Origin of the sequence: Streptomyces sp. MUM 203J (assembly GCF_022414595.1) — a bacterium.
Classification (GTDB): domain Bacteria; phylum Actinomycetota; class Actinomycetes; order Streptomycetales; family Streptomycetaceae; genus Streptomyces.
On the sequence record NZ_JADWYO010000020.1, the window covers coordinates 1 to 16,214 of the forward strand.

Consider the following 16,214-nt stretch of genomic DNA (forward strand, 5'->3'; position numbering starts at 1 on the left):
GTCCGGGCGGGCTGCGGCCCGGCGGGCGTGGGACCGAGGGTCCTCGCTCCGGCGGACCGAGGCGCCGAGGGCCCTGAATCCGTGGGCTCGGGCCCGGAGTTCACGGGCCCGGCGGCCACGGCTCCGGCGGACCGGGCCTCGGTTCGCCTGAGGCGCGCGGTCCGGGGCTCGACGGTGCCGCGCTCGGCGGACGGCGTGGTGGGCGCTTTCGGGGGCACGGCGTCGGCCAGCTCGGCGGGGACCCGGGCGAGGGCGGTCACCCGCCGCCGGGGCACGGAGTCCGGGACGGTCTCCGTCAGCGGCCCGCCCAGCGGCACGAGCGTCTCCGCCCGCCCCCCGGCCACGGCCACCGAGATCACCTCGCGCCCGCCGCCCGGGGCCTCCACCGTGGCCGGCCCTGCGGGGCCCGCGGTCCCGGGCACGGCTCCGGACAAGCCCGCCGACGCGGCGGATCCTCCGGGTGCGGCCTCCGCCGCCGAGGACGGATACCGAGGCAGGGGCGCGGCCCCAGCACTCCGCGCGGCCCCGCCCGTCTCGCGCGGGACCCGCCCGGACTCCCGCCCCGGGCCTCCCGCAGCGGGCGGCTCGGCACCGGCCCCGCGTACGCCTCCGGACCCGCCCGCCGACGTGACGTCTCCGGCACGCGGGGCGCCATGGTCACCCGGGTCCCCGGCGGGTGACCCGGCCGGGGACGCGGCCTCCCGTGTATCCGTGGCCGGACCGGACGGCCCGGCCACGGCGAACGGCGCCGCCGCATCTCCGCGTACAGGCACCCGCCCCTCCGCCGAACCCGCGGGTGTCTCCGCAGCGGGCCCAGGCCCGGCCTCCCGTCCGGGCTCGGCCACGGCGAACGGCACCGGCGCGGCCCCGCGTACGGGTTCTGCCGCAGCCGCGGTACCTGGCTCGGCCCCTCCCCCGGAGGCGGCCGCGGCGAGCGAGTCCATGACGGCCCCGCGCCCGGAGCTCCCCCCGTTCACCGGCCCGCCGGGCACCGCACCACCCCCGGCAGGCGCCCCCGGCACCGGCTCGCGCACGTCCGTCACGCCTCCAGGCACATCACCCCGTACGGCCGGCGCCTCCGGCCGGCCTCCGGCAGCCGGCCCGCCCGCGGGCGCCGCCCCGGACGGCACGGCACCGGCAGGCTCTGCCCCGGCACGCGCCCCCGCAGGTCCCGCGGGTGTCCGTGCCGGGTCATGGGAAGCGCGCCTGCGCGCCGAGGCGCCCGCCGACGCGCGGCCCGCCGCCGACGGCAGCGGCCCCAGGGTCGGGGGGAAGGGCAGGTCCTCCATCGGGATGGCCGAGGTGTCGTCCGTCGGCGGGGTCGGGGGCATCGTGTGGGCCTTACGCTCGTCGTCGTGGTCGGTCATCGAAAGAGCCGCCTCCATGTCTCCGGGCCCGGGTAGCCGTCGGCGGCGGCGCCGCGCCAGCCCTGGGCCCGCTGGAAGTCCTGGACGTTGCGCCGGTCGGCCTCACCCCAGCGCGGGGTGGGGCCCTTCCGGTAGTGCTTGCCGTAGCCGTGCTTCACCAGCTGACGGCCCAACTGCTCGACATGCCGGTTCGACTGGCCGGGCCGGAAATGCCCCGCGCCGGGAAACGGGGGGACGGCTGCCCGGGGCGCCCCGGGCTCCGCCGGGACGTCGCGGCCCCGGTCTTGCGCCAGCAGGCGCCAGGTGTGCGCCCCGGGCAGCCCGTCCGCCTCCGCGCCGCGCCAGCCCTGCGCCAGCTGGAACGCCTGCGTGGCCCGCCGGTCCGCCTCGCCCCACCGGGGGCCCGGGCCCACCCGGTAGAAGCGCGAGGCCCCCCGGGCGACCAGCATCCGCCCCAGCTCGGTGACGTGTTGGTTCGACCTGCCCGGGCCGAACATCCCCGCCCCGGGGAACACCCCCTCGGCCGCGCCGCCCGGGGAGCCGGAGGTGCCGTCGTCGCCGGGGATCAGCCCGTTGTAGCGGTAAGCCACGTAGCTGTCGGAGTTGTTCCAGTAGGCCAGCGGCGTGACCTGTCTGCGGGTCCGGGGCTTGGTCTGCTCGTAGGCCACGTAGTGAGTGCGCCGGTAGTCGGTCCACCCGGCGAAGATCGTGACGTGTGAGCCCTTGATCGGATTGGCCGCGTTGTGGAAGAGGAGGATGTCTCCGGGCTGGAGGTCCTTCCGGTCGATCCGGGTGGCGAAGCGCTGGAGGCTGCCCGTCCACTCGTTGCTCGCGAGGCCCCAGACCATCGAGATGTAGCCGGAGCAGTCCTGCCGGTAGCCGTCCGACCAGAACTTCTGCATCGAGTACGGGATGCCTTCCGCGGCCCAGAGCTTCGCCCGCTGGATGATGTCCGCGCGGGTGGTCCGGGGCAGGTCGGCCCGGGACACCGGGCTGGCGGCGGGCCCCGGGTGCGGGCGCCCGTGCAGCCCCGAGGTGCCGCCCTGCGGGGTCACCGAGGGCCCCGTGTCGGCGGCGGGAGCGGCGCCCGCCAGGCCGCCGCCCGACTGCGCCGCGCCCACCGCGCCGGTTCCGCCGCCCAGGACCACGCCCGCCGCGGTGACGAGCACGAGGGCACGGCGCGCGCCGTGCGCCGCCGGTGGCCCGCCGAGCCGTACCGCGGGGCGGTGGGCGAGTTCCCGCCGCTGCCGGGCGCAGCCGGGGCAGGGACAGTCGACAGCCGGCTCGTACTCCTCGAAAGCCGGGACTGGGATCTGGGCCGGGACCTGGACGGTTGCCATACGGTTCCCCTCCACATTCATCACGCTCTGTCCGTACTGGTACACGAGCGCCAGTCTCTCAACTGTCCTGACATAACGCATTTTGACGGTTCAAAGGGAAAAAACGACCATCCGACAGGCGGGCCACGCCGGAAAAGAAACCGAAAATCTGACCGCCGACAGCAGTCCCGGAGACCCCGGGCGGTCAGGAGCACCCCTCGGTGTCAGGTAGAGTTGTGCAGGTCAGCGCGCGCCGCTAGCTCAGTTGGTTAGAGCAGCTGACTCTTAATCAGCGGGTCCGGGGTTCGAGTCCCTGGCGGCGCACCATGAGACCGAAGGCCCCTCACTCAGGTGAGGGGCCTTCGGTCTTGTCATCCAGGTCGCCCTCACTCGGGCTCCGGAACGGCCCGCCCGTCCCACACGTCCGGTCCGGTGCCCGTGTGCCTGGGGGACACATCCGTGCGCGGCCCCCCGCCCTCGGGGTCCGGGCCCCCCGGACCGGAGGTGCAGCCGACCGCGAGCAGCGCCGCCGTCACCGCCACCGCGACGACTCCCGCACGCATCCGCGCGCCGCGACCGCCGTACATCCGCGCCCCCTCGGCTGCGGGGGCCCACCCCGTCGTGGACCGCCGTCGTGACACCCCTCCCCGCACGGGCGCCGGGGTCAGCGTACGGCGGTCGGTACGCGGGCACCACGACGTTCGTTGTACGGGTGCGGGGGACCCGGTCGAGGGTGCCGCCGTTCGGCCCGTCCGGCGCCACGGGGGCCGTACGCCTGGTGGGCACCGGCCCCACGGCGCGCCTCAGCGGGGCAAGGGCGACGGCCCGTACAGGCCTCGGACGGACCGTCCGGCCGGGAGGCTCAGCCCTCGCCGCCGCCCGTACGGCGGCCGGCGGGGGTCCCCGCACCGCTGTCGTCGGGGCCCTTGCGGCGGGAGCCGCGGAGAGCCACCGCCACGGCGGCGACGGCGGCGAGGACCAGGCCGATGACGGTGTGCCGGGTGCCGGGGCCCTGCTCGGCGGGCACGGCCGGGCCGGCGACGCTCGGGCCTGCGACGTCCGGCCCGGCGACGCTCGGCACGGCGACCTGAAGCCCGGCCGACCGGGGGGCGAGGCCGTCGGCGGGGGCGCTCGGGCCGGACGGCGGGCTCAGACCGACGCGGAGGGTGCCGACCGCCTCGTACCGCCGGCCGGCGCAGTCGACGGCGAGGGGATAGGCGCCGGGGGCGGCGGTGGACCGTACGGCCGTGCCGCCGCGCAGGGTGCCGCCGTCCGTGCTGCCGGAGAGCCCCGCCTCCGCGACGAAGACCGGGGAGCGCACGGTTCCCGCGCCTGCTCCGCACCCCTCCACCCGGAGGTCCACGTCACCGCCGGGCGCGACGGTCGCGGGGGTGACCGCGGCGGTGACCCGCGCCCCGGTGCCGCCCTCGGCGGCGACCGCGACCGGGACGGCTGCGGCGACGGTGGCGGCGACGGCGCCGACGCGGAGCGCGAGCAGTCCTGAGCGCATGGTGAACCTCCTCGTACAGGAAGCCTCGTCCCTGCGGGTAGGCGGCGCATCCGGAGCCCGCTCCGGTTCCACCAGACCAGCGACCCGGCGCCCACGGGAAGAGCGGGCGGGGGCCGGAGAAACGAGGTACGGCCGACCGCCCCGGCTCCCCGGGGCGGGGCACTCGATACGCTGGGCGCGTCGCGGCACAGTGTCGTTCCGGCGGACGAACCCAGCAGGCATCTGCGTACAGGAGACCGTCACATGGCAGAGCGCAAGCCCATCGAGTCCTGGCTGACCGACATGGACGGCGTCCTGATGCACGAGGGCGTGCCCGTGCCGGGCGCGGACACGTTCATCCACAAGCTCCAGTCCTCTGGGCGCCCCTTCCTCGTGCTCACCAACAACTCGATCTACACCGCGCGCGACCTGCACGCGCGGCTCAGCCGGATCGGGCTCGACGTGCCCGTCGAGAACATCTGGACCTCGGCGCTGGCCACCGCCAAGTTCCTCGACGACCAGCACCCCGGCGGGTCCGCGTACGTCATCGGGGAGGCCGGGCTGACGACCGCCCTGCACGACGTCGGGTACGTGCTGACGGACACCGAGCCCGACTTCGTGATCCTGGGCGAGACCCGCACGTACTCCTTCGAGGCCATGACGAAGGCGGTCCGCCTGATCAACAACGGCGCCCGTTTCATCGCCACGAACCCCGACGAGACCGGCCCCTCCGCCGAGGGCGCCCTGCCCGCGACCGGCGCCGTCGCCGCGCTCATCACCAAGGCGACCGGCAAGGAGCCGTACTTCGTCGGCAAGCCGAACCCGCTGATGATGCGCACCGGCCTGAACGCCATCGGCGCCCACTCCGAGACCAGCGCCATGATCGGTGACCGGATGGACACCGACATCCTCGCCGGTCTGGAGGCGGGCATGGAGACGTTCCTGGTGCTGACCGGCCTGACCGCCACCGCGGACATCGACCGCTTCCCGTACCGCCCGACGCACGTGAAGGACTCCATCGCCGACCTGGTGGACTACATCTGAGGTCAGGTCCTGACGCGGACTCCGTCCACCACCCAGTACCAGTTGTTCCGACCGGTGTAGTGGAAGCGGAAGCTCACCGAGGACGCGCCGGGCGGCACGTCGAGCGTCAGCGACTGCGCCTGCGCCACCACGTCGGAGGTGTACTCCCGTACGACGACGGGGGTGCCGCCGTTGAAGGAGGCGAGGATCCTCGCCGTCTGGCCGGGCTCCTGGCGGTAGTGGGTGGTGTAGTCGAGGGTGACCCTCGAACTGCCGGAGACGCGGTACGCGGGGGTCACCAGCGTCGAGTCGAAGAAGCCCGAGTTGGACCGGTCGTCCCACTCGTCGGAGTCCGCGACCGCGAAGACGCCCCGCGACCGGACGTTGAGCTCCCGCCACTGGTCGCGGTGGGTGCGGCTCCAGAAGTCGTCGGTCGTGAACGACCAGCCGCGCCACTCGGCGACCCCGCCCGTGCCCATGGCGCTGTTGACGACGGACCAGCCGGAGGGCGGGGTGTGCGTCCAGCCGAGGACCCCGGTGGGGATGCCCGTCTCGTCGGCCCGGCCGGTGAGGGAGCCGTGCAGGGTGTCGAACGGGTCCGTGGTGCGCTGCTGGACGGGCCGGCCGTCCAGTTCCCATGACGGCTCGGGCGTCACGCCGAGCTGGTGGAAGACCGTGGCGGCGACGTCGACGAGGCGGGTGTCGTGCGGGCGGGCGCCCGCCGCGATGCCGGGGCCGGTGGCCAGGACGAAGGTCATGCGCTCCTGGATGCTGCTGCCGCCGTGACCGCCCCGGTCCACATGGCCGTGGTCGGTGCAGACGATGACGGTCCAGCGTTCGGCGGCGCGGGCGGGACGCGCCTCGATGGCGTCGAGCATGCGGCCGAGCTGCCGGTCCTGGACGGCCAGCGCGTCCAGGTAGCGGCTGCCGGTGCCGTGGGAGTGGGCGACGACATCGGTGTTGCCGAGGTAGACGAAGGCCACGTCCGGGTTCTGGTCGCGGAGGACCGCGACCGTCGTGGCGGTGATCGTCTCGTCGTGCCCCACGTATCCGTCGCGGTCGCCGTCCAGGACCAGCTTGGCGTCGGCGCCCGCGGTGACCGTGCCGTAGGTGTCCAGGGGCTTCCAGTCGACGGCGGCGAAGAGGGAGAGCTCGGGGCGCACCTGGTGGAGGCGGGCCAGGAAGCCGGGGTAGCGGCCGTAGTCCCGGCCGGAGAAGGAGTTGTCCCGCACGCCGTGCTTGTCGGGCCAGACACCCGTCGAGACCGTCGACCAGCCGGGGCCGGAGGAGGTGGCGGCCATCGGCTTGGCGTAGAGGAGGGACGTGCCGTACGTGCCGCTCGCGCGCATGCCCTTGAGGCGGGGGGCGTCGGCGGTGTCGACGAGGTCGTGCCGGAGGCCGTCCATGCCGACGACCAGGACCTTGTCCCGGCTGACGCCTTCGGGGAGGGACGGGACGGCGGCGGTGGCGGCCTGGGCGGCTGTGCCGGTGGCGAGGGTGCCGGTGGCGGCGAGGGCGGCGGCGGTGGCCGTCGTGAGGACGGTGCGGCGGGACGGGCCGGTTCCGTTCGGATGCGGCACGGGTTCCTCCTGGAGGGGGTCGGGTGGCCGGGGCCAGGCGTCATGGTCGCGGCGGGGGGCGGCGGATGCCAGGGACGTGGGGTGAATTTCTGACGGTGCATCAGAGATGCTGCGGCTGCGTTCCGTTCAACTGCCGGTGACGGATCCGGGTCCCGACGCGCACGGTCGGGTTCTCGTCGGCGTCCGCCCGGTGCCGCTCGGCGTGTCCGGCCGGGCCTGGCCGTGCCCGGCCGTCGGGCCGGAGGCGCCGAGGGCGGCGGCGCCGCCGTACGTGACGGACGCGCCGTCGAAGCGGATGCCGCTCACCGCGCCTCGGCCTCGTCCACGGCGTCGGGCAGTTCGGTGACCGATCCGAGGATGTGCGTGGCTCCGTGCGCGGCGAGCCGCTCCCGGTCGTGGGCGCCGGTGAGGACGCCCGCGACGAGCCCGGCGCCCGCGCGCACGCCGCTGAGCATGTCGTAGGCGGTGTCCCCGGCGACCGTGATGTGCCGGACGTCGTCGACGGCGCCGGTGCGGAGCAGGGCCGCGAGGACCATGTCGGGGTACGGGCGGCCGCGCCCGCCCGCGTCGGCCGGGCAGAGGGTGAGGTCGGGCAGGCCGCGCCAGCCGAGGGCGTCCAGCAGGGCGTCCTGGGTGACACGGGCGAACCCGGTGGTGAGGGCGACGGTACGGCCCTGCTCCTGGAGGGCCCGGATGGTGTCGGCGGCACCGGGGACGGGCGCGACGGCCCCGGTGGTGACCAGCTCTCCGTACGCCGCCTCGAAGGCGGCGGTGGCCCGCCGGGCGAGCGTCTCGTCACCGCCGAAGAGGTGCCGGAAGACAGAGATCTTGGACTCGCCCATGGTGGCGCGGACATGCGGGAGCATCGGCTCGGGGTCCGCCCCGAGGCGGCGCGCGGCGGCGGCGAAGGCGCTCTCGACGAGCCCTCCGTCGGAGACGGTGGTCCCGGCCATGTCGAGCACGACGAGGTTCCTGTGACGCACGGGTTCACCAGCCCAGTTCGTTCGCGGTGGCTTCGGCGACGGCGGGCGCGCAGGTCATTCCCCGCCCGCCGGGCCCGGTCACCAGCCATACCCCGTCGCGGACGCGCTGGCGGTGGACGACACGGGCGGGGTCGACGCACTGCGCGTACACCCCGGCCCAGCGGCGGCGGACGGGCGGGGCGGGCCGCCCGAGGAGCCGCTCGACGACCCGGACGAGGTACTCGTACGGCTCCTCGCCCGTGTCGAACGGGAACGGCTGTCCGTACTCGTGGGTGTCCCCGACGGTGAGCCCGCCGTCGAGCCGCTGGACCATGAGGAGCTGCATGTGGTGGGCGGCGGCGACGGGTTCCTGCGGCTGTCCGGCGTCGAGCGGCGCGGAGTCGTACGCGGGGTAGTAGCGGAAGGAGTCGGCGTCGGCCACGGAGGTGGTGAGCGGCTCACCGAGCGGGGCGGTCTGCATCATCTGGAGGCGGACGCGCCGGACGGGGATCTCCCCGGCGATCTCGCGGACGAGCCCGCCGAGCCAGGCGCCGGTGCACAGGACGACGGCGTCGCCGGTGTGGGTGTCGCCGTGGTCGTCGCGGACGCCGTGCTCGCCCACGAGGTCCCGCACCTCCCGCCCGGGGAGGAAGGTGTAGCGCCCGGTGGCGAGGAGGGCCTCGCGCAGGGCGAGCTGGGCGGTGCGGGGTTCGACGGCGGCGTCCCTGGCGCAGTGCAGGGCGGCGGTGAACTCGCCGCGCAGGGCGGGGTTGAGGGCGCGGGCCTCGGCGGCGGTGAGCAGCGTGAGACCGCGGGCGGCGGCGTCGGGCCGGGCGGCGGCGCTCTCCGCGACGGAGACCTCCGGATCCGTACGGAGGAGGGTGAGGGACCCGTTGGCCCGGAAGCCCAGGGCGGGGACACGGGCGCCGATCTCCTCCCACAGCTCCCGGGACCGCAGGGCGGTTTCCAGTTCGGCGCCCCGCGCACGGCCGCTGACCCAGACCTGGCCGAAGTTCCGGAGGGAGGCACCCCGGGCCTCGCGCTCCCGCTCGATGTGCACGACCTCGTGACCACGCTCCAGGGCGTGCCAGGCGTGCAGGGTGCCGAGGACTCCGGCGCCGACGATGACGACTCGCGTGTTCTCCACGCCGTAGACGGTCCGGGGGCGGGGTGTCCCGGCCGGATCGGGTGGACGACGGGGCGGTGAACGCGCCGCCAAACCTGGCCTAGACCCGTTATGTTCTCGTGATGTCCGGGGTCGGGGTGCACGCGCGCGATTCAGCCGTCGAGCCGCGTGGTGAAGCTGAAGCGGTCGCCGCGGTAGAGGGTGCGGACCCGTTCGAGCGGCCGGCGGCCGGTGTCCCGGGAGAGCCGGTGGAGCAGCAGCATGGGCAGCGCGGGCGGGGTGCCGATGAGCAGGGCCTCGCGGGGTGTGGCGAGGACGGTCTCGACGCGCTCCTCGGCGTCCCCGAGCGCGAGGCCGAGGCGCTCGCGGAGGTACCCGTAGAAGGACGAGTCCGGGTCGAACTCGGCGTCGAGGCGCGGGGCGCGGGCGACGGCGATGTACGTGCTCTCCAGCCCGACGCGCTCGTCGTCCGCGAGCAGCACGCGCTCCATGTGCCAGACGGATGCGCCTTCCGGGACGTCCAGTCCGGCCGCGAGCGCCCCGGAGGCGGCCAGCCGGTCCAGCCCGATGAGGCTGCGGCCGGGCCGCCTCCCCTGCAGGCGCACCCCTTCGGTGTAGCTGGCGAGCGACAACGGCTGCTCCAGCTTGGGCCCGGCGACGACGGTGCCCCTGCCCCGGCGGCGCAGCCGCCCCTCCAGCAGCAGCTCGCGCAGGGCCTGGCGGACGGTCTCGCGGGACACCCGGCAGCGGATGGCGAGATCACGCTCGGTGGGCAGCGCGGCGCCTTCGCTCAGCTCGTCGATCAGCGCGACGAGCTGCGCCTTGACGGCGTAGTACTTGGGCACACGCCCGTGCTCGGGGATTCCGGCGCGGACGGGGGCGCCGGGGTCGGAGTCGTACGGAGGTCGGTCGCGCGGGTCCACGGTGAGGATCCTGGCAGACGCGGCGGCTCGACCGCCGCCGAGGGCCGCGAGCCGGGAAGAGGCGGGAGCGGGGACCCTACCCCCACCTGCGCCGCGTCCACCGCCCCACCGCCACCGCACCCGCCCCGGCCCCCGCGGCCACAGCCGCCGCCACCGCCAGCGGCCCGGCCGCGGAACCTCCGCCCCCGGTCCGGGCCAGCCGGCCGGGCTCGGCCGTCGCCGGAGCCGAGGGCGCCGACTCCGCCTCCGCCCCCACCGCGAACCGGTAGTCACCGGACTCCCCCACCCAGTCCCCGTCGTCCCCCCGCCGCTGCACGACGGCGGCGTTCGCGGTCACCGCCCCCGGCTCGGCACCGGCCGCGAAACCCAGCCGCACAGGCACCCGGACGGTTCCGCCCGGCGGCACGGTGAACCCGGCGAACCCGTCGTGATCGAGAACCCCCACCACCTCGTACGCCTCCGTCTCCTCGACCCGCACGGGCCACGGCCCGCCCCGCCCGGCACCCGGCTCCGCGAACTCCAGCCGCACCTGGTCCGCGCCCAGCACCCCCGCCCGATCGCTCAACACGATGACGGGGTGCACGCTGCGGCACTCCGCCCCGGTGGTGTTGCTCAACTCGACGTACCACTCCCGGGCCCCCTCCCCGGGCAGGTACACGGCGGGCCCGCCCACGATCCGCGTGCGGATCGGGAACCCGGTGCCACCGCCCCCGTCCCCACCGCACCGCGGCTCTCTCCCCTGGCCCGCCGGGGCACCCGCGAGCACCAGAAGGGCGCCCCCGGCGAGCACCGCGCCGCACCGGACAAGCCGCGTCCCCACTCCCGTACGCATGTCTCCACTCCACAGGTACGGCCCCGGGCCCGCCTGCCGGAACGCCCAGACGGCCCGCAGCCACCCCCCGATCGGGCAACGCTCCGCGGCCGCCGTCACCGGCTTGCCGCATCCGCGGACGCGTTGATTGAGTACTCCCATGAGCGCACCCACCTCCTCCCCCGCCCTCCGGGTCGGCCTGATCGGCTACGGCCTGGCCGGTTCGGTCTTCCACGCGCCGCTGATCGCCACGACCGAGGGCCTGGCCCTGGACACGGTCGTCACGTCGAACGAGGAGCGCCGCGCGCGGGCGGCCGAGGAGCACCCGGGTGTCCGTCTGGCCGCGACGCCCGACGAGCTGTGGTCCCGCGCCGCCGAGCTGGACCTGATCGTGGTGGCATCCCCGAACAGGACGCACGTCCCGCTGGCGAAGGCGGCACTGGAGGCGGGCCTGCCGGTGGTGGTGGACAAGCCGGTGGCGGGCACGGCGGCGGAGGCGCGCGACCTGGCGGACCTGGCGGCGAAGCGGAACCTCCTCCTCTCGGTCTTCCAGAACCGCCGCTGGGACAACGACTTCCTGACCCTGCGGGCGCTGCTGGAGGCCGGGGAGCTGGGCGAGGTCCGGCGCTTCGAGTCCCGCTTCGAGCGCTGGCGTCCGCGGCCGAAGGGCGGCTGGCGGGAGTCGGGCGCGCCCGAGGAGATCGGCGGCCTGCTGTACGACCTGGGCAGCCATCTCGTGGACCAGGCGCTGGTGCTGTTCGGCCCGGCGGTACGGGTGTACGCGGAGGCGGACGTACGGCGCCCCGGCGCGGCGGCGGACGACGACACGTTCATCGCGCTGACGCACGCGAGCGGGGTGCGCTCCCACCTGTACGTGAGCGCGACGGCCTCCCGGCTGGGCCCGCGTTTCAGGGTGCTGGGCTCCGAGGCGGGGTACGTGAAGTACGGCCTGGACCCGCAGGAGGCCGCGCTGCGGAGCGGGCTGCGCCCGGGCGGCGACGGCGGGGCGTGGGGTGTGGAGCCGGAGGCCCTGTGGGGCACGCTCGGCGCGGGCGTGGAGCCGTCGGAGGACGCGTGGAGCCGCCCGGTGCCGACACTGCCGGGCGCGTACCCCTCGTACTACGCCTCGATCGCCGCGGCGCTGCGGGACGGCACGCCTCCGCCGGTGACGGCCGGGGAGGCGGCGGCGGCCCTGGAGATCCTGGAGGCCGCACGCCGCTCGTCCCACGAGGGCGTGACGGTGTCGCTCATCTGAGTCCGGGTCGCCCGCTCAGGCGTCCTTCAGTTCCTGCCGCTGGCGCCCGAGCCCGTCGACCTCCAGCTCCACGACGTCACCGGCGCGGAGGTACGGCCTGGGCTCGGGCCGCCCCATGGCGACCCCGGCGGGCGTGCCGGTGTTGATGACGTCGCCCGGGTGGAGCGTCATGAACTGGCTGACATAACGGACGACCTCGCCGACGGGGAAGATCTGCTCGCCCGTGTTGCCGTCCTGCTTCAGCTCCCCGTTGACCCACAGCCGCAAGCCGAGCGCCTGCGGATCCCCGACCTCGTCGGCGGTGACCAGCCAGGGCCCCAGCGGGTTGAAGGTCTCGCAGTTCTTGCCCTTGTCCCAGGTGCCGCCGCGCTCGATCTGGAACTCGCGCTCGGACACGTCGTGGGCGACGGCGTACCCGGCGACATGGGCGATCCCCTCCTCCGCCGAGCCGACGTACCGGGCCGTGCGCCCGATGACGACGGCCAGCTCGACCTCCCAGTCGGTCTTGCGGCTGCCGCGCGGCACGAGCACGGTGTCGTGCGGCCCGACCACGGTGTCGGCGGCTTTCAGGAACACGACCGGCTCGGCAGGCGTCCGGGCGCCGGCCTCCCGGGCGTGATCGTGATAGTTGAGCCCGATGCAGACGACCTTGCCGATCCGCCCGACAGGCGCGCCGACCCGCATCCCGGTGGCGTCGAGCGCGGGCAGCACACCGGCCGCGGCAGCCGCCCGTACGCGCGCGAGGGCGGAGGCGTCCGACAGCAGCCGCCCGTCGACGTCGTCGACGAGGGCGGACAGGTCCCGCAGGACCCCGCCCTGATCCAGCAGGGCGGGACGTTCGGCACCCGCCGGACCGACACGCAGCAGCTTCATGGTCTTCTCCCAGTGGTCGAGGTGAGCCCCGGCCGATGGAGTGCGGCCATCGGAAGGTTTGGTTGATCCTCCAAGAGCGGGAAACGGCCCGCAAGACCCTGTTCACGTACTGGACCGGTAGAGCACGGCCCGCTCCGCCGCGGTCCACGTCGTGCTGGTCACGACGTACAGCGCGGCGGCGAGCGGCACGACGGCGACGGTCACCAGCGTCGCGAACGACAGCAGGGGCATCACCTTCACCATCGCCCCCATGCCGGGCACGTCGCCATCCGCCGGAACGGCGCCCATCCGGACCCGGGTGCTCCGGTACGTACAGGTGGCGACGGCGGCGACGACGGCGAACAGGGCCAGGTAGAAGACCCCGCCGCCCCCGAAGAACCCGCCCGCGCCCAGAACATCCGCCCACCGGGCACCGAGGGAGACCCCGAAGACGGAGTACCCCTCAGCGATCCCCTCCTCCGAGAAGGCCTGATACAGGACGAAGAAGACAGGAATCTGGAGAAGTCCCGGGAGACACCCGGCCAGCGGCGAGACCTTCTCCCGCGTGTGCAGGTCGAGAACGGCACGCTGCAGCCGCTCGGGATCACGCGCGTGCTTCCTCCGCAGCTCGGCGATCCGGGGAGCGAGCCGGGCACGCTCCCGCTGCCCGCGGGCGGAGGCCACCGAGAGCGGTAGCAGAAGCCCCCGCACGGCGGCGGTCAGAAGTACGACGACGAGACCGGCGGGAACACCCTGCGCGGCCCACCCGAAGAACGCAACGAAAACAGACAAGACAAGCCCTCAACATTCCAGCCGCAAAAGGTCACAGAAGAACCCAGAGCCGACGGAGACACCGCAGAAGGGGCAGGCGGGAAGAGCCCTACGCCACGACGGCCGCCGGCGACGGCCGGCCGGGGGCGCGGGGACGACGGCGCCCGCGCGCATCCGGGTCGCGTTGGGGCAGGAAGGCGGTGCGCCGGGCGCGGTCGCGCAGGGCGGTGCGCACCCAGGCGGGCGGCACGGCGGGCGCGGCGAGGACGCTGGCCACGGCACAGGCGAGAAGCCCGGCGGCGGCGGCGCCCACCGCGAGGACGGAGGAGAGCGGGGAGACCCCGTCAGCCCCGGAGAACCCCAGGACACCGAGGAGGAGGAGAACGGACAGGACACCCGGCAGCACACCCGCGACACGCTCACTCAGCGCCTCGAACAGGTAACGCACGAGTCCCCCTCTCGATCCACCTCTGTCATCCCACCCTCACAGAGCCGCCCCCACCGTACACCGCACGACCTGCGCCGAGCCGTACGGCAGTACGGTGTTCCCCATGCGCCTCGACACGCCTGCCGACCACACGAACGAAGCCGAGCGCCTGCTGCGCACCGCGGAGCAGTACCCCGAGGACCGCGAGCCACTGTTCCTCCGGGCCGCCGCACACCTGGAACTGGCGGGCGACCGCGCCCGGGCGACCACGCTCTACGACACGCTGCTGTCGGTTCCCCCCGCCCCGGAGAACCCGGCTCTGATCCGGGCCCTGAAGGCGGCGAACCTGTGGGAGTACGGCCACGAGGCGGAGGCGAAGGCGATCATCGAGGGCCTGCGCGTGCTGGCCCCCACGGACGCGGCGGCCTGGGAGATCATCGCGGAGACCCTGGAGGCCCACGACGAGCTGGCGGACTCCGAGGCCGCCTTCACCACAGCGGCGGAAGCCCTGGCCCCCCACCCCCTGTCCGACGACGAGGTCTCCTACCCCACCCAGTCCCTCCTCACCGGCCGCCACCGGGTCCGCCGCATGCTGGCGCTCCCCCACGACGACTGGGACATGCTGGCGGACCGCCTCCACCGTGGCGACGTCCCCCTGGACGACCTCCACGACCCGAAACGCACCTGGGCCCTGGGCTCGTCGGACCCGGCGGAACTCCAGGAGGAGATCACCCGCCTCCGCAGCGAACTGGGCACGTACCGCACGGCGCTGAGCCGCCCGTTCCCGGTCGCGGTCCTGCACTGGCCGGAGGCGGAGCTGACCGAACTGGTCGCGTCCTACCCCGAGCTGGAACGCGAGTACCCCACCTACCAGGCCCACCTCACCGACCTGGAGGCCTCCCTCCGCGAACTGGCCGCCGCCGGCACCCCCAACCTCGGCATCGTCCGCGGCACGGTCCCCTCCTACGAGGCCTTCGCCGCCTCCGAATCCACGCCCCCCGCCAACCCGGCCCTCCTCCCCCAGTACGCCACCACCCTCGCCGCCCGAGGCCACGCCACCCCCTGGCCCCCGGCCCGGACCTCCCCCTGCTGGTGCGGCTCGGGGGCGGCTTATGGGGAGTGTCACGGGGAGGCCCGGACGTAGGGCCTGGCCCCGTGGCGCCCGCTCGCCTGGAACCGTCCGGACGCGATGATCGTTTACTTAAGCGTGCCTGGCAGGCCTGCCACGCGAGCATCTGATGGAGAGGATCACCTGTTGCTCCCTTTCGACATCACCGCTGCGGGGAACATCCATGCCCCGCTTCCCCAGGCCCTGATCGTGCAGACCGAGAAGCTGCTTGAAGAGGATCAGGACATGGCTGCGGTCTATGCACGCCTCCGGCAGCTGGACCCCACAGGCGAGCGGTTCGCCCGGGTGCTGCGGGACACCATCGACCAGCTCCTCAACGGTGAAGTGACCGGAAGGTACGACTGGAACACGCTCCTCAAGACCGAGAGGACCCACGCGGGCACTCTCGTCGAGATCAATCTGCAGCGCGAGTTCAGGTTCGATGACGGAATCGACATGGATTACCTGATCTCCGGGATCGACGTCGACTGCAAGTACTCGCAGCAGTTCGGGAGCTGGATGATTCCGCCCGAGGCCCGGGGGCACGTGTGCCTGCTGGTCTGGGCCAGCGACGAGAAGACGCGGTGGCGGGCCGGCCTCTTCCGCGTTTCCAGCGAGTACCTGAACGGCGGAAACAACCGTGACCTCAAGACAACGATAAAGGCCGAGCACCGCAACAGGATCGCCTGGCTCTGGCACGATGCGGAGCTGCCCGAGAACGTGCTCCTGCACATGTCTGCCCACGACCGCGAGGCCGTCTTCTCGTACACGTCAGGTCAGGCCCGCCTCAACGAACTCTTCCGTCGTGTGCAGAACCGCCGCATCGGGCGCAATGTGGTGCGTACGGTGGCCCAGCAGAAGGACTACATGAAGCGCGTCCGTAACAACGGCGGCTCCCGGTCAGCACTCAGGCCTGAAGGCATCATCATCCTGGGTGACTACGAGAGCGACCGGCGCATCGCCGCCGCTCTGGGCATCCCCGTGCCCCGGGAAGGCGAGTTCGTCAGTACGCGGGTTGTGCAGCTGCCTTCGCAGGAGGGAGCTCGCAACGCAGTCATCCTGGACGGCGCGACGTGGACGTGCGCCTCGCCAGACGATCCGACGGTTCCCGCCCCGGCTCTCCCCTCCTACAAGAAGTAGAGCGTGGAGCCGGGGTCGTGCTGCGTGAAAGGGTGTCCTACGCCCTGGCAGTCTGGTAGTT

Annotated in this window: 15 protein-coding genes, 1 tRNA gene and 1 pseudogene; 5 read left to right on the top strand and 12 right to left on the bottom strand. The window is 74.1% G+C overall.

Translation table 11 applies throughout. The annotated features are described in order from the left end of the window. Positions 1 to 422: pseudogene (locus I3F58_RS12960) on the bottom strand (hypothetical protein); the annotation flags it as partial. 941 nt (positions 423 to 1,363) lie between these two features. Next, positions 1,364 to 2,680, bottom strand: coding sequence for a peptidoglycan-binding protein (locus I3F58_RS12965; RefSeq protein WP_240108589.1), 1,317 nt, complete (start codon positions 2,678 to 2,680; stop codon positions 1,364 to 1,366). A 256-nt stretch (positions 2,681 to 2,936) separates the two neighbouring features. On the opposite strand from I3F58_RS12965, the gene I3F58_RS12970 reads away from it, so the two are divergent. Continuing rightward, positions 2,937 to 3,013, top strand: a tRNA-Lys gene (locus tag I3F58_RS12970). Between the two features lie 59 nt (positions 3,014 to 3,072). Here the strand turns inward: I3F58_RS12970 and I3F58_RS12975 are convergent. Continuing rightward, complete coding sequence (locus I3F58_RS12975) at positions 3,073 to 3,273, bottom strand: hypothetical protein (protein ID WP_240108509.1); 201 nt, start codon at positions 3,271 to 3,273, stop codon at positions 3,073 to 3,075. A 275-nt stretch (positions 3,274 to 3,548) separates the two neighbouring features. Further along, a complete protein-coding gene (locus I3F58_RS12980; protein WP_240108510.1) occupies positions 3,549 to 4,196 on the bottom strand; it encodes a hypothetical protein in 648 nt (215 codons plus the stop codon). Between the two features lie 243 nt (positions 4,197 to 4,439). On the opposite strand from I3F58_RS12980, the gene I3F58_RS12985 reads away from it, so the two are divergent. Beyond that, positions 4,440 to 5,219, top strand: a complete 780-nt coding sequence (locus tag I3F58_RS12985; RefSeq protein WP_240108511.1) for an HAD-IIA family hydrolase — start codon at positions 4,440 to 4,442, stop codon at positions 5,217 to 5,219. A 2-nt stretch (positions 5,220 to 5,221) separates the two neighbouring features. Here I3F58_RS12985 and I3F58_RS12990 read toward each other — a convergent pair whose 3' ends face one another. The 5 genes from I3F58_RS12990 to I3F58_RS13010 all read right to left on the bottom strand — a co-directional run bounded on the left by I3F58_RS12990 (position 5,222) and on the right by I3F58_RS13010 (position 10,621). Then, positions 5,222 to 6,778 carry an alkaline phosphatase family protein gene (locus tag I3F58_RS12990; RefSeq protein WP_240108512.1) on the bottom strand — a complete coding sequence of 519 codons (1,557 nt, stop codon included), beginning with the start codon at positions 6,776 to 6,778 and terminating at the stop codon, positions 5,222 to 5,224. A 302-nt stretch (positions 6,779 to 7,080) separates the two neighbouring features. Continuing rightward, entirely contained in the window at positions 7,081 to 7,761 is a 681-nt protein-coding gene (locus I3F58_RS12995; RefSeq protein WP_308354999.1) for a phosphonatase-like hydrolase, read from the bottom strand. Positions 7,762 to 7,765: 4 nt separating this feature from the next. Further along, positions 7,766 to 8,887, bottom strand: coding sequence for a TIGR03364 family FAD-dependent oxidoreductase (locus I3F58_RS13000; RefSeq protein WP_240108513.1), 1,122 nt, complete (start codon positions 8,885 to 8,887; stop codon positions 7,766 to 7,768). A gap of 131 nt (positions 8,888 to 9,018) precedes the next feature. Next, a complete protein-coding gene (locus I3F58_RS13005; RefSeq protein WP_240108514.1) occupies positions 9,019 to 9,789 on the bottom strand; it encodes a GntR family transcriptional regulator in 771 nt (256 codons plus the stop codon). Between the two features lie 76 nt (positions 9,790 to 9,865). Then, positions 9,866 to 10,621 (bottom strand): hypothetical protein, encoded by a 756-nt coding sequence (locus I3F58_RS13010; protein ID WP_240108515.1) that lies wholly within the window; start codon positions 10,619 to 10,621, stop codon positions 9,866 to 9,868. Between the two features lie 139 nt (positions 10,622 to 10,760). Here I3F58_RS13010 and I3F58_RS13015 point away from each other — a divergent pair, with 139 nt between their 5' ends. Next, a complete protein-coding gene (locus tag I3F58_RS13015) occupies positions 10,761 to 11,855 on the top strand; it encodes a Gfo/Idh/MocA family oxidoreductase (RefSeq protein WP_240108516.1) in 1,095 nt (364 codons plus the stop codon). Between the two features lie 15 nt (positions 11,856 to 11,870). Here the strand turns inward: I3F58_RS13015 and I3F58_RS13020 are convergent, their stop codons facing one another. From I3F58_RS13020 to I3F58_RS13030, 3 genes are all read right to left on the bottom strand, one after another. Beyond that, the gene (locus I3F58_RS13020; RefSeq protein ID WP_240108517.1) at positions 11,871 to 12,728 is read right to left on the bottom strand and encodes a fumarylacetoacetate hydrolase family protein; all 858 of its coding nucleotides are present in this window, start codon (positions 12,726 to 12,728) and stop codon (positions 11,871 to 11,873) included. A gap of 102 nt (positions 12,729 to 12,830) precedes the next feature. Then, a complete protein-coding gene (locus I3F58_RS13025) occupies positions 12,831 to 13,499 on the bottom strand; it encodes a YidC/Oxa1 family membrane protein insertase (protein ID WP_240108518.1) in 669 nt (222 codons plus the stop codon). Between the two features lie 88 nt (positions 13,500 to 13,587). Further along, the gene (locus tag I3F58_RS13030) at positions 13,588 to 13,926 is read right to left on the bottom strand and encodes a DUF6412 domain-containing protein (RefSeq protein ID WP_374207962.1); all 339 of its coding nucleotides are present in this window, start codon (positions 13,924 to 13,926) and stop codon (positions 13,588 to 13,590) included. Between the two features lie 103 nt (positions 13,927 to 14,029). Here I3F58_RS13030 and I3F58_RS13035 point away from each other — a divergent pair, with 103 nt between their 5' ends. Next, complete coding sequence (locus I3F58_RS13035) at positions 14,030 to 15,049, top strand: SEC-C domain-containing protein (RefSeq protein ID WP_240108519.1); 1,020 nt, start codon at positions 14,030 to 14,032, stop codon at positions 15,047 to 15,049. Between the two features lie 111 nt (positions 15,050 to 15,160). Next, on the top strand, positions 15,161 to 16,153 hold the full coding sequence (locus tag I3F58_RS13040; RefSeq protein ID WP_308355000.1) for a NaeI family type II restriction endonuclease: 993 nt from the start codon (positions 15,161 to 15,163) through the stop codon (positions 16,151 to 16,153). Positions 16,154 to 16,214 lie beyond the last annotated feature (61 nt).

Coding starts and splice junctions, on each gene's coding strand:
- I3F58_RS12980 (WP_240108510.1), bottom strand. CDS start 4,196: ATGCGCTCAGGACTGCTCGCGCTCCGCGTCGGCGCCGTCGCCGCCACC.
- I3F58_RS12975 (WP_240108509.1), bottom strand. CDS start 3,273: ATGTACGGCGGTCGCGGCGCGCGGATGCGTGCGGGAGTCGTCGCGGTG.
- I3F58_RS13035 (WP_240108519.1), top strand. CDS start 14,030: ATGCGCCTCGACACGCCTGCCGACCACACGAACGAAGCCGAGCGCCTG.
- I3F58_RS13020 (WP_240108517.1), bottom strand. CDS start 12,728: ATGAAGCTGCTGCGTGTCGGTCCGGCGGGTGCCGAACGTCCCGCCCTG.
- I3F58_RS12985 (WP_240108511.1), top strand. CDS start 4,440: ATGGCAGAGCGCAAGCCCATCGAGTCCTGGCTGACCGACATGGACGGC.
- I3F58_RS13015 (WP_240108516.1), top strand. CDS start 10,761: ATGAGCGCACCCACCTCCTCCCCCGCCCTCCGGGTCGGCCTGATCGGC.
- I3F58_RS13010 (WP_240108515.1), bottom strand. CDS start 10,621: ATGCGTACGGGAGTGGGGACGCGGCTTGTCCGGTGCGGCGCGGTGCTC.